This is a genomic window from Bacillus sp. 7884-1, assembly GCF_002272245.1.
In the GTDB taxonomy this organism is placed as follows: domain Bacteria; phylum Bacillota; class Bacilli; order Bacillales; family Cytobacillaceae; genus Neobacillus.
In genome coordinates, this window is record NZ_NPDD01000247.1 from 1 (window position 1) to 12,938 (window position 12,938).

Below are 12,938 nucleotides of genomic sequence, written 5' to 3' on the forward strand. Positions count from 1 at the left end.
TTTGCGGAAGTAGTTCAGTGGTAGAACACCACCTTGCCAAGGTGGGGGTCGCGGGTTCGAATCCCGTCTTCCGCTCCAACATATGGCGGCATAGCCAAGTGGTAAGGCAGAGGTCTGCAAAACCTTTACCACCGGTTCGAATCCGGTTGCCGCCTTCAAGTATTTTATCTGCATTTTATTGCGCGTTTCATTGCGCCGGGGTGGCGGAACTGGCAGACGCACAGGACTTAAAATCCTGCGGTAGGTGACTACCGTACCGGTTCGATTCCGGTCCTCGGCATTACCTTAACAAAATTTTATTATGCCGGTGTGGCGGAATTGGCAGACGCGCACGACTCAAAATCGTGTTCCGCAAGGAGTGTCGGTTCGACCCCGACCACCGGTATCTAAAGAACACTCACAAATGTTGTTAAATCAACGTTTGTGAGTGTTTTTTGTTTTGCCGAAAAATGGCGGGATTTGAAATCATTTTACAAAAGGACTTTTTTAACCTTTGCTATATTTACAAACAATTTACTCACAGTTAACACTCTTAACTTGGTACCAAGTTATTCTTATAGCAAAGATAAAGGAGGGACTTGCGTGAAAATTGAGTTACATTGTCATACAAATATTTCAGATTGTCCATTGTCGATTGATGAAGTCTTGGAGTTAGCTCTTGCACAAGGGGTTACACACTTAGCGATTACGAACCATGACACCACGAAAGGTCTTGAAAAGGCAGTTGAAATAGGAAAGAGATATGGAATTGAAGTCATTCCGGGGATTGAGATGTCTGGGTTTGATTTCGAAAGAGGGCGGCGTGTACACATTCTCGGTTATTTTATTGAACCTGGTCATGAGGGAATTGAAACGATTTGTCAACTACTCGCTAATCAAAGACACAGAGCCTCGGAGGAAATGGTTGAAAGGTTAATCGCTGCAGGATATAAGATCACATGGGAGCGTTGTAAGGAAATTGCTCATGGAGGAACAGGAGTTTACAAGCAGCATATCATGCATGCACTAATTGAAGCAGGATATACCGATTCCATTTATGGCCCACTTTATAAAAAATTATTTAATCGTGGACAAAATGGTGAGAAGCCGGGGATTGCTTTTATTCCAATGGAATATATGGATGCTAAAACAGCTGTTCAGGTTATTCTTCTTGCTGGGGGAGTACCAGTGCTAGCTCATCCGGGTCAGTATGGAAACTTTGAAATGGTACCGGAATTAGTGGAAGCTGGGTTGCAGGGAATCGAGGTTTGGCATCCATTGCATCATGAGAAACATGAAGAACAGGCAAAACAGATGGCAAAAAAATATGACCTAATCATGACTGGTGGTTCCGATTTTCACGGTGAATATGGAGAACAACCTGTGCTAATTGGGAGTAAAAGCCCAGGAATAGAGACTTTAGAAACATTAATAGCGAGAAGAGAGATGATCACAAAAACGAATTCATTTAAATAAGGAGCTGTACTATTCATATGCCATTTATCTATCAGCCCAAAAAAGAAAAAAAACTATCCATCACTCCAAGCTTCGCTGATTCAAGTCATATTATCAATAGCTATGCGGGGGAATGGACTTCTATTGGGGAGAATAATCATATTATCGAGTCCACCTTTGGTGATTATACCTACACAATGGATGATGTAAGTGTTAACTATGCGGAAATAGGTAAATTTTGTTCGATTGCTTCACACGTATGTATTAATCCGGTTCAGCATCCAATGGACCGAGTCAGCCAGCACCATATGACTTATCGAAAGGTGGCATACGACTTCGCCTATGAGGATGATGAAGCCCTTTTTAATTGGCGGAGGACTCAAACCGTGAAAATAGGTCATGATGTGTGGATCGGCCATGGTGCGATTATTATGAAAGGAGTGGAAATTGGTACTGGAGCAGTCGTTGGATCCGGGTCGGTTGTGACGAAAAATGTCGAGCCTTTTACAATCGTCGTTGGTGTTCCCGGCAAGGCGATTAAAAGAAGGTTTTCAAAAGAAGTAGCTGATCGATTGCTTGAAATTGCTTGGTGGGATTGGCCAAGGAAAAAACTTGAAACCCATTTTGATGAATTAAACGATTTAGAGACTTTTCTAAAAAAGCATGGATAAATGTTGTGGAATAAGTCCTAGTCATGTACTAGGGCTTTTTTTATGCCATCTGTTATAAAAATTTACATAGGCTTAACCTTAATTTTATATTCAGGCGATATACTAGATATAGAGTTAGTGTCGAAAGGGGCAAGCCTTGATGTCTGAAAAAACTTTATTAGTAGATCGGTTGATTTCGGAAATACGGGAAGGAAAATATAAACCCAATGACAAGTTACCATCTGAAAATGAACTAGCCGATCTGTATAAAGTGCCAAGAATGGTGATTCGAAAGGTATATGAACGCTTGCAGGAACTGGGTTATATTTTTTCGAAGCAAGGAAAAGGCAGCTATGTTCAAAATCAGAAACTGCAAATTCCGCTTATTTTAACCGGCGATGTGAGTTTTACTGAAAAAATGAAGGAATTAAAGTATGATTCTAGGACTATGAATCTATCCTGTGAAAAAGTTCCATACGATTCTTCCATTTATCATTCATTGCAAGTGAAACGTGAAGACGCCGTGTATAAGATTAGCCGATTACGAATCGTTGAAGACTGTCCAATTGCTGTTCATACATCATACTTATCTCAATCCCTTTTTGAAAATATTGAGAAGGATGGGAAGGAAATTCATTCTATTTTTCACTATTATCGACAACATGGCTACACAGATTTTCAACCGAAACGAAGCCAATTGAGTGTCGGTTTTCCTAGTAAAGTAGAACGGGATCTATTGAAATGCCCCAGCCTTGTACCCCTTTTACTCCTGGAATCAGGATGTGTAGATAAGAAAACCGGGACAGTGCTTGAATACTCGAAGATTATGTATCGAAGCGATTGTTTTACTTATGTGATCTAAAGCTGTTGTTATACTACATAAAGCTCTGAAATGAATAGATGTTAAAGAAATCGGCCATTAAGAAGCCGATTTTTTTTATTTTCAGAAACAAACTTTTCCTACGTCATTTACAAAACCAATACAAACTTAACCATTCTTTTACGTTCGCTCACTTGGCAACAAGATAGAGTAAAACATGTAGAACAAAGACATTAGGAGGCCTTCGATGAAAAGAAGACGAAGAACAGAGATTTTAATCAATGGCTCTCAAAAACTAGTAGAGGACATGGCCCAGTGTATAAAAGATAAATATCAGGTGAAGGTCATTCAAGAGCCAGAAAGTGGCTTAGTGATGTTGAAAGTTCGAGAGACTACCCAAAAAAGCCTATTTTATCCTGGTGAAGTGTTGGTAACAGAATGTAAGGTTCAAATCAAAGGGAAAATTGGAATTGGCATAGTGACAGGAGATCAGCCAGAGCTATCGTATAATCTCGCTGTGATTGACGCCGCGTTTGAAGAGATGTTGCCTGAAACGAGTAGGTGGATGGAACTGCTGCTTGAAAACGAGGAGAAAGTGATTCAGGAGCAGAGAGCTGCTGCCAATCATTCTATTTTAAAAACAAAAGTAAACTTTGAAACGATGGATGTTTAATGAGGAGGAAAAGATTTTGACACTAGATATCGTTCACGATCTTCAATCTGTTTACCGAAAATTAGTGGATTCTACTTCAAGACCAGGGCTCATTTCCGATTTTAGGAAGGAGGCAGCTTTAGTAGAAGTGGAGAATCAAAAAGGCTGCAGTGCATCTCTTTTATTATTAGCCCTAGCCTTATTCGATCAGGAAGTTTCTTTTAAGGTATTTTCCACTCAAGCAGATACAGTTTCGAAAACAATTAATCAATTAACCTATGCAAAATCGACAGATACAAAGAAGGCTGATTTTCTATTAATCCTTCAAGATGCTGAAAAAGGATCGCTTGAAGAGGCCATTATAAATGCGAAGCCTGGGACGTTAAAAAGTCCACATACATCCGCCGTCATTTTCGTTGAAGCGGATTCTGTGACAAGCGGGGAAGCCCTATTGTTAAAAGGACCAGGAATTCACACCACAGAGCTTGTTCATTTGGATATAAATGAAAACTGGGTCGAAAGCCGCCAGGAAAAAAACAAGGAATATCCGTTAGGGATTGATTTGATTTTTATTGATCAAAATCATCAGCTTTTATCCTTGCCTAGAACGACACAAATTACCAGAAATCGGGTGATGGCTGAATGGGATATGTAGCCGTTAAAGGTGGAACGCATGCAATTGAAGAGTCAATCAAGCGTTTGAAATATGAAAGAGTTCATCACGGACAAACAATCGAAGTAGAAAAAATTAAAGCCGGTATGCGCGGATTAGTTGATCAGGTAATGTCCGAAAGCAGTCTATACAATGAAACCTTGGCTGCCATCGCGATCAAACAAGCAGAAGGAAATCCAGAAGAAGCGGTCTTTCTGTTAAGAGCTTATCGCTCGACGGTCCCTCGAAAGCATTATTCAAGAGTGATTGAATCCGAACAGATGAATGTAGAGCGTCGGATCTCGGCAAGCTTTAAAGATATCCCGGGTGGTCAAATACTTGGGGCAACAACCGATTATACCCATCGGCTGCTTGATTTTAACTTAATCGATGAAAGTGACGAAGTCGTCCAGGAATGGCTTCATCATTATCAAAAGGAAAGCTTTCAAGGTGATGAGCAGCAGCTAACTTTACCAAAGGTGCTCGATTATTTACGTAAGGAAGGCTTAATTCCCCCTTGCGAAAACAACAATAGTGATCCAGATGATGTGACGAGAGAAAGTCTGGAGTTTCCATCGAGCAGAAGCCAAAGATTGCAAATTTTAACTAGAGGGGAAACAGGGGCTGTTACTTCCCTGGCATATGCGGTCATTAGGGGCTATGGAGCATTACATCCGACTGTTGGCGAGCTTCGCGTTGGCACTTTGCCCGTTACGATTGATCATCCAACAGATGCTGGTGACGATGAAGATGCCTTTTATATTGGAGAAGTAAAGGTTACAGAAGTCGAAATGCTCATGCCGGTTACCGTTGAAAAAGAATACGGAAAAAAAGAAATAGAGTTTGAAATCGGCTACGGCCTTGTGTTTGGCCAAAACGAAACAAAGGCGATTGCAATGGGAATTCTAGATAATTGTCTTGAACATCCAAATCCTGACTTTCCCAGCCATAATGAAGAATTTGTTCTTTATCATATTGATTCAGTGGAATCGACGGGCTTTATCTCGCATTTGAAAATGCCTCATTACGTTACCTTCCAATCCAAGCTGGATAGTGTACGGAAAACGAAAAAGGAAGGGACGAAAAATGAGGAAGGACAAGAGGTGAAAAGCGGATGAATACAGCCTATAACTTTGCCTTTTTTGACGAAGGATCAAAAAGAGAAATTAGAAGAGCCACTCTAAAGGCGATTGCCATTCCTGGTTACCAGGTTCCATTTGCCTCAAGGGAAATGCCGATTGGAAGAGGATGGGGAACTGGCGGTTTGCAGTTAACTCTATCGTTAATTGGCAAAAATGATGTACTAAAAGTCATTGATCAAGGATCGGATGAATCCGTTAATGCCGTCAATATTAAAAAGCTCGTTTCCGATACGACTGGGGTGGAAATAACTGATCATACCGCTCTTGCAACCCTTATTCAATCGAGACATAGAATTCCCGAGGTCCAGCTAAGGAAGGATCAGATTCTCATCTTGCAGGTGCCGCTTCCTGAACCGCTCCGATATTACGAGCCGAGCGAGAATGAAACGAAAAAGCTTCACGGTGAGAAAGAATATAGTGGTGCTTGGTTGATGTTGTTTGAACAGATTATGAAATATGGAAGTATGACAACAGGGGCGGATCACCCTGTGATGGTTCATGATCGCTATGTAATGGCACCGAGTCCGATTCCGCGATTTGATAACCCGAAAATGCATGAAAGTGAAGCACTCATTCTGTTAGGGGCGGGTCGTGAAAAGAAAGTGTACGCAGTCCCGCCATATACAAAGGTCGTATCGCTCGATTTTGAAGACTATCCGTTTGAGCCAGAGTCCTTTCTTGGCAAGCATTGCCGATTATGTGGTTCAACAGGGGTATTTTTAGATGAGCTTGTAGATGAAGTAACGAATGAAACGTTCTATCAATGTAATGATACAAGCTATTGTATTGAAACATTAAATGAAGTCGAACCATTTGGAGTGAAATAAATGGCTGAATTTGAAGTACCCGTTTTATCGATTAAACACTTAAATAAGCAATTTGGTTTAGGATGTCCTCATTGTCAAGACAAAGAATCTCCTTCTTTCGTTAAAAATTATTGTCAGGTTTGTGGAACGGTCTATGCCTGTAGAGATGTATCCTTTGATGTTTTTCCAGGAGAGGTTCTTGGCATCGTCGGAGAGAGTGGCAGTGGAAAATCAACATTGATGCAATGCCTTTACTTTGACCAGGAAGTAACAGATGGTGAGGCCTATCTAGCAGACTACCAAAATGGTGAGAAAAATCTCTTTCAAGAGTCTTCTCAGCAACAACGCTATATTCGTAACAACATCATGGGAAAAGTCTATCAAAATCCTTTATTGGGGTTAAAAATGAACTTTTCATCGATTGGTAATATTGCCGAGAAGCTCATAGCAGCTGGCAACCAACATGTTGGCATGATGGAAAACAGAGGAACGGAACTTCTAAATAAAGTAAACATCCCAGTGCATCGCCGAAAAGAGGCGCCTAAAAATTTTTCGGGGGGAATGCAGCAGCGGGTTCAAATTGCCAAGGCTCTTTCCAATCGTCCTCCACTTCTTCTACTAGATGAGGTAACGACGGGATTGGATCTTTCCGTACAAGCGAGTGTCCTCGACTTAATTAAAAGTCTGCAGCGTGAATTAAATATTAGTATTGTTCTCGTTTCGCATGATTTAGGAGTCATCCGTATGATGGCAGACCGAACACTCGTGATGTTGGAGGGAAGGGTCATTGAGCAAGGATTAACGGACCAAATCCTCGAGGACCCGCAGCATCCATATACACAGCAGCTTGTTCATTCATTGCTGTAGGCTGTTTTTGTAATGATTGTTGTTAAAATCCTAAAGCCGATTTTAACGCGGAATAAACTATTTTTGTGCTTGAAATTAAGAGTGCGAGCTCTTTTCTTACAATAGAGGCTATTTTTGCAACAAATTATAGCTCATTCAAGCCCTTTTAATCTCCAAAAGCAACAAAGTTTAAGAAAAGAGCCTTGCTGTGAGATTTCTATACTGAAATTTAGGGGGAAGCAGTTTGTTTGTCATTACAAATGGAAGATTAATCACCGAAGAAGCCGTTTTGCATGGATATGATCTATTGATTGAAGAGGACAGAATTACAAAAATTGCTCCTAAAGGTGAGATTAAATTTGAGGAACAGATAGAGGTAATTGATGCAGCAGGAGGATATATTTCTCCAGGTTTTATCGATATCCATTCGGACTACATCGAGCATATGGCTGCACCTAGGCCGACCTCACTGATGAATTTTGATTTGGCTTTACGAGAAACAGAGAAACAGCTTATCTCACACGGTATTACTACGATGTTCCATTCTCTTTCCTTGTTCAAAGGGAGTGATTATGAGTATAAGCCGATTCGTGAGCCTGAAAATGTTCGGAAATTTATTGATTTAATTGACCGGACCCACAGTATGAAACACCTTGTCCGCCATCGATTCCATGCAAGGTTTGAGATTGATAATGTGGAAGAAATGGAGAATCTCAAAAGCTATATTACCGAGAATAAAGTCCATTTAGTTTCATTTATGGATCATACTCCTGGGCAGGGGCAGTATCGTCACCTAGAAATTTACCGAAATACAGTTAAAAGCTATAACAATATCAGTGATTCATCGATTGATGTTCTCATTCATAAACACCAAACGAAGGAGAAGCTATCGATTGAAGACATAAAGGAAATCACTCAGCTTGCGCATGAGCAAGGTATTGCCGTTGCTTCCCATGATGACGATAGCCTTGAAAAGCTTGAACTCATTTCTAGCTTTGGGACGACCATTAGTGAATTTCCAATCACGTTAGAGGTAGCGCGCCGAGCGAAGGAACTTGGCATGTATACAATTGCCGGTGCTCCAAATGTCCTCCTTGGAGGTTCTCATAGTGGAAACTTAGGGGCAGCCGAAGCGATTCAATACCAATCGATTGATATCTTGTGCAGTGATTACTATCCGGCAGCCATGCTTCATTCAATCTTTGAGTTGGTTGAAAAGTATGGCATGGATTTAGTTGACATGATGAAGCTTGTCACGCTTAACCCAGCAAAAGCAGTAAAAATGGATGGGGAAATTGGCTCTATTCGCGAAGGAAAAAAAGCAGATTTGATTATCATTGAAAAAATTAGTGATAACTTTCCAGTGATTACGGGAGTATTTGTGGATGGAAAGCTGATTCAAAAGACCAATTATCGAATCTAAGCTAAAGCGATGTGAATAAAAATTCTAAATTCAGAAAGCAGGTGAGTGGGTGGAAACACTTCTAGAGATTAAGAACTTATCCAAATCGTTTGACCTTCATAATTTGGGCAAACGTATCCGAGCCGTAAGCAGTGTGGATATACAGATAAAAGAAGGAGAATTTGTCGGGATAACGGGGAAAAGCGGAAGCGGCAAGTCGACGATTTTAAAATGCATTTATGGAACGTATCGTATCCAGCAAGGGAGTATTTGGTACCATTCAAAAAAATTTGGACGTATTAATTTAGCAGAGGCAACCGAACGAGTACTACTGTATTTAAGGAAGCATGAAATCGGCTATGTGTCCCAATTTTTAAATGTCATGCCGCGAACGACGGCCAGACAGCTTGTGAAACAAGCAATCCTTGAAATGGGGGACGATCATGTCTTGGCGGAAAAAGAAACGGAGAAGATTCTTGCGCATTTTGAGTTGGATGAAGAATTATGGGACAGCTACCCAACCACTTTTTCCGGGGGGGAAAAGCTGAGGCTTAACATTGCCCGCGCGATGGTGAAAAAACCGAGACTGCTGCTATTAGATGAACCGACAGCAAGTTTAGATCATGATTCTAAAATAAAGGTGAAACTTCTCATTGAACAGCTTATGAAGGAAGGAACCACGATGCTTGGAATCTTTCATGACCTTGAGTTTATGAATCATTTATGTAATCAAGAGTACAACATGCAAAATGGAATTTTCTCTCATTCTACTAGTTTTAGCAACTCTTAACAAAACTTTATAAAAGATTAATAGCAGCTTGACAATTCGTTGTTACAGTATGAAAGTGGCCAAATTAAAAAAAAGAGTGAGGAGTTTGAAGATGAAAAAGACGTTATTATTTTTACTTTCTTTCGTTATGTTAATTGTATTTGCAGGTTGTTCAGCTTCATCGGGAGGAGCAGCTGGTGATAAAGATACCCTTACCATCGCTTGGCTACCAAATGAATCCGGGGCAGATCTTACCGAAGCTCGTGATGAAATTGGAAAAATAATCGAAGAGAAAACAGGTAAAAAGGTCGAGCACCAAACAACGACAGACTACATTGTTGCGATTGAAGCAGTTGCAAATGGAAACGCGGATATGGCTTTCTTAGGGGCACAAGGATACATTGAAGCGCATAACAAAAATGAAAAAGTTCTTCCGTTGGTGGTTCCTTCTGGTGCGTCTGGTACCCTGGAAGATGCGGTTTATTATAGCTGGTTAGCCGTAAATAAAGAGAATGCCGATGAATATAAAAAGGGCGATAAGTTTACGATTGATAATATTCAAGGCAAGAAATTGTCATTTGTATCGAATAGTTCCACATCTGGATTTAAAGTTCCATCCTCAGGAATTGTTGATTACTTTAGTAAACTGGCAGAGTTCAAAGATTTAACGCCAGAAGATTTGCTTGAAGGCGGCGAAGATCAATTCTTTAATGAGGTTTTATACGGAGGTTCTCACCAAGGTTCTGCGGTTAATCTATTATCAGGGAAAGCGGACGTAGCGGCTTTCTGTGATACATGTGTGAACAATTATGTAGAGCTTGCAGATGGAGAAGTGAATCGACCTGGTGCCGTTTATCAAGTAAAAAAGGATGCTGCGGAGCCATTTAACACTGTAGTTGGAAAAGAATTTTCACTCATTTCCGTTACTCCAGTCCTAAATGCACCATTTGTCATCAATACAGAGAATTTGAATAAAGATCTTCAGGCTCAACTTCTTGAAGTAATGACATCGGATGAGATTACGAACAACGAAAAGGTCTTCGTTCCAGAGGAATCCGAGTTTTCAGGATTGTTTAAGAAAACAGCGGACGAGCGTTTAGTAGAAGTAGAGGATACATGGTTCACCCCTATTCGTGAGCTTTCGAAATAACTAACCAAATAGCAAGGAGAGTTAACCTATGACAGCCTTATTAGAAGTAAATCATTTGTCCAAACAATTTGGTAGTGATATGAAGGCGTTATCTGATGTTAACTTCTCCGTTAATGAAGGAGAGTTTGTTTCGATCATCGGTCCATCAGGAGCGGGGAAATCCACTCTCCTTCGTTGTATTAATCGAATGATTGGTGCAACGAGCGGAGAAATTACTTTTGATAACATGAACGTGATGAATCTGAAGAAAAAGGACTTAAAAAAAGTCCGAACGAAAATCGGAATGATTTTTCAACATTATAATCTAGTCAATCGCTTAAGTGTGATCGAAAATACGCTTCATGGCAATTTGGGAAAAAAATCAACATTGGCTGGAGTTCTCGGTCTTTATTGTCAAGAAGAAAAGGAGCAGGCCGTTAACATTCTACATGTTCTTGGTTTAGAGGAACACATGTATAAACGGGCGGATCAATTGAGTGGTGGTCAAAAGCAGCGAGTTGGAATCGCTCGTGCTCTTATTCAAAATCCTCGGATGCTTTTGTGTGACGAGCCAATTGCTTCTCTTGATCCTAATTCTGCCAAGATTATTATGGATCACTTGCGAAACATTTCAAGGACAATGGGCATTACCGTTCTAGTGAATCTGCATCAAGTGGATGTCGCATTGAAGTACTCGGATAAAATCATTGGGATTAACCATGGTCAAGTCGTTTATAATGGCTCGCCTAAAGACATAACAAAAGAAGATATTCAGCGTATTTACGGATCCGAAGCTGAAGATCTTATTTTTGATGTAGGAGGCATCCATGCAAGCTGATTACTTTGTAAAAAAGAATCGAAATAGGCTGGCATTCCTAATCATGTTAGGTGCTGTCACGTTACTAGCCATTATCATCACCGAGTACAATGTCGTCAAAGGTTTTTCTTCCCTTCCCAAAGCAGTTGAATGGGGTTTGGCAAACTTTTATCCAACACAAGAATCATTAACGAAGCTTCCTGATATTCTGGAAAAGCTAATCGAAACTCTGTTGGTTTCGATTGCAGCAACCACTACAGGTGCTGTCATTGCTTTACTATTTGCGATTCTAGGATCGAATACGACGAGAGTCAATGCCTTTTTTGGAGGTATTAGTAGAGGAATTGCGACCATTTTTCGAAATATCGATGTGGCGGCCTGGGCAATGATTCTACTTTTTTCATTTGGTCAAAGTTCATTAACAGGTTATTTTGCCTTGTTTTTTGGTTCGTTTGGCTTTTTAACTAGAGCTTTTGTTGAAACGATTGATGAGGTCAGCGGGGGCTCGGTTGAAGCGTTGCAAGCGACTGGTGCAGGTTACTTTTCAATTATCTTTCAGTCGGTGATTCCATCAAGCCTTCCACAAATGATCAGCTGGATCTTATTCATGATTGAAACAAATATAAGAAGTGCCACACTGATTGGGCTGCTTACTGGCTCAGGAATTGGGTTTACTTTTAACTTGTATTATAAAAGCCTAAATTATGACGTCGCTTCTCTGGTTGTCGCCGTCATTATCGCAGCTATCTTATTCATTGAATCTGTATCTAATTATGTTAGAAGGGCGGTTCTGTAATGGAAGCAAATGAACAATTAACCTCGTCAAAACATTTACTGGATCCGCATCTCCAAAAAAAAATAAGAATTAAAACCTTGACCAAATCATCTGTGGTTATAAGAAGCACACTTATCATTCTAGCACTTCTATCGGTTTACGCATTTTATAGTTTCGACTACAAACAGCTTGATGTTGGAGAAGCGGTTTTATCTACTTTTGCGAATTTAAAAGCAATGTTTCTAGAGCCGCATCTTGAACATTTCACCTTTACACATGCGCTTTATCAGGTTTTTGTTACATTGGGTCTAGCCTTTTTAACCACTTTGTTTGGAGCCATAATCGCTGTGTTTCTGGGATTACTGGCTGCTGAAAATCTGACGAATAAACGAGTTTCTTCCGTGATTAAGGGATCTGTTGCTTTTATAAGAGCCGTTCCGACCGTTTTGTGGGTATTAATCTTTGCTGTTGCGGCAGGCCTCGGGAGTGTAGCGGCTGTGATTGGGATGACGTTCCATTCGGTAAGTTATTTAGTGAAGGCTTATTCTGAGTCCTTTGAAGAATTAGACAATGGTGTCATTGAAGCCCTTCAAGCGAGTGGAGCAAACTGGTGGCAGATTATCTTTCAAGCTGTTATCCCTTCTTCTCTCACGTATATGATTTCTTGGACGTTTCTTCGATTTGAAATTAACTTCGCGGTTGCCATTGCCATGGGGGCAGCAGCAGGTGCTGGTGGAATCGGATTTGACATGTTTATGGCCAGCAGTTTCTACTTAGACATTAGGGAAATTGGGGCAATCACCTATTTTATCTTAGCTATTGCCATCCTTCTTGAAATGGTAGCGATTCGATTGAAAAAGAAGCTTAAGGTCAACGGGTAAGGACTAAGGATTAAGAGGACAAATAGAAGATAATCAAAAAATGGATGCCCAAGAACCTTGTTGGCATCCATTTTTGATAGCTTGGTTAGTAGTTAATAAAGTATTAGAATGCCAATTAGCAAAATATGGGTCAAAATAATCCTATTATTTGTAAATTAAATCT

Annotated in this window: 14 protein-coding genes and 4 tRNA genes; all 18 read left to right on the forward strand. The window is 40.4% G+C overall.

From position 1 onward, the window contains the following. Positions 1 to 3 precede the first annotated feature (3 nt). Positions 4 to 78 (forward strand) — tRNA-Gly (locus CHI06_RS26370). A 6-nt stretch (positions 79 to 84) separates the two neighbouring features. Then, positions 85 to 155, forward strand: a tRNA-Cys gene (locus CHI06_RS26375). Positions 156 to 194: 39 nt separating this feature from the next. Further along, a tRNA-Leu gene (locus CHI06_RS26380) sits at positions 195 to 280 on the forward strand. A gap of 23 nt (positions 281 to 303) precedes the next feature. Beyond that, positions 304 to 385, forward strand: a tRNA-Leu gene (locus CHI06_RS26385). Positions 386 to 582: 197 nt separating this feature from the next. Further along, positions 583 to 1,455: a PHP domain-containing protein gene (locus CHI06_RS26390; RefSeq protein ID WP_095251619.1), complete on the forward strand. Its 873-nt coding sequence runs from the start codon at positions 583 to 585 to the stop codon at positions 1,453 to 1,455. Between the two features lie 17 nt (positions 1,456 to 1,472). After that, entirely contained in the window at positions 1,473 to 2,105 is a 633-nt protein-coding gene (locus CHI06_RS26395; protein WP_095251620.1) for a DapH/DapD/GlmU-related protein, read from the forward strand. Positions 2,106 to 2,244: 139 nt separating this feature from the next. Next, positions 2,245 to 2,946 (forward strand): GntR family transcriptional regulator, encoded by a 702-nt coding sequence (locus tag CHI06_RS26400; protein ID WP_095251621.1) that lies wholly within the window; start codon positions 2,245 to 2,247, stop codon positions 2,944 to 2,946. 205 nt (positions 2,947 to 3,151) lie between these two features. Beyond that, entirely contained in the window at positions 3,152 to 3,577 is a 426-nt protein-coding gene (gene phnG, locus CHI06_RS26405; protein ID WP_095251622.1) for a phosphonate C-P lyase system protein PhnG, read from the forward strand. A gap of 16 nt (positions 3,578 to 3,593) precedes the next feature. After that, entirely contained in the window at positions 3,594 to 4,211 is a 618-nt protein-coding gene (phnH, locus tag CHI06_RS26410) for a phosphonate C-P lyase system protein PhnH (RefSeq protein ID WP_095251623.1), read from the forward strand. Continuing rightward, positions 4,199 to 5,326, forward strand: coding sequence for a carbon-phosphorus lyase complex subunit PhnI (locus CHI06_RS26415; protein WP_095251624.1), 1,128 nt, complete (start codon positions 4,199 to 4,201; stop codon positions 5,324 to 5,326). Before phnH ends, CHI06_RS26415 begins: the two co-directional genes overlap by 13 nt. Further along, the gene (locus CHI06_RS26420; RefSeq protein ID WP_095251625.1) at positions 5,323 to 6,177 is read left to right on the forward strand and encodes an alpha-D-ribose 1-methylphosphonate 5-phosphate C-P-lyase PhnJ; all 855 of its coding nucleotides are present in this window, start codon (positions 5,323 to 5,325) and stop codon (positions 6,175 to 6,177) included. Before CHI06_RS26415 ends, CHI06_RS26420 begins: the two co-directional genes overlap by 4 nt. Beyond that, on the forward strand, positions 6,178 to 7,023 hold the full coding sequence (locus CHI06_RS26425; RefSeq protein WP_095251626.1) for an ATP-binding cassette domain-containing protein: 846 nt from the start codon (positions 6,178 to 6,180) through the stop codon (positions 7,021 to 7,023). Between the two features lie 223 nt (positions 7,024 to 7,246). After that, positions 7,247 to 8,425 (forward strand): phosphonate metabolism protein PhnM, encoded by a 1,179-nt coding sequence (gene phnM, locus CHI06_RS26430; RefSeq protein ID WP_095251627.1) that lies wholly within the window; start codon positions 7,247 to 7,249, stop codon positions 8,423 to 8,425. A 49-nt stretch (positions 8,426 to 8,474) separates the two neighbouring features. Continuing rightward, positions 8,475 to 9,194, forward strand: coding sequence for a phosphonate C-P lyase system protein PhnL (locus CHI06_RS26435; RefSeq protein WP_095251628.1), 720 nt, complete (start codon positions 8,475 to 8,477; stop codon positions 9,192 to 9,194). Between the two features lie 91 nt (positions 9,195 to 9,285). Continuing rightward, entirely contained in the window at positions 9,286 to 10,323 is a 1,038-nt protein-coding gene (gene phnD, locus CHI06_RS26440; protein ID WP_095251629.1) for a phosphate/phosphite/phosphonate ABC transporter substrate-binding protein, read from the forward strand. 28 nt (positions 10,324 to 10,351) lie between these two features. Further along, entirely contained in the window at positions 10,352 to 11,140 is a 789-nt protein-coding gene (gene phnC, locus CHI06_RS26445) for a phosphonate ABC transporter ATP-binding protein (RefSeq protein ID WP_095251630.1), read from the forward strand. Beyond that, positions 11,130 to 11,915, forward strand: a complete 786-nt coding sequence (locus CHI06_RS26450; protein ID WP_095251631.1) for a PhnE/PtxC family ABC transporter permease — start codon at positions 11,130 to 11,132, stop codon at positions 11,913 to 11,915. Before phnC ends, CHI06_RS26450 begins: the two co-directional genes overlap by 11 nt. Beyond that, positions 11,915 to 12,775: a PhnE/PtxC family ABC transporter permease gene (locus CHI06_RS26455; protein ID WP_095251632.1), complete on the forward strand. Its 861-nt coding sequence runs from the start codon at positions 11,915 to 11,917 to the stop codon at positions 12,773 to 12,775. The genes CHI06_RS26450 and CHI06_RS26455 overlap by 1 nt, the downstream gene beginning before the upstream one ends. Positions 12,776 to 12,938 lie beyond the last annotated feature (163 nt).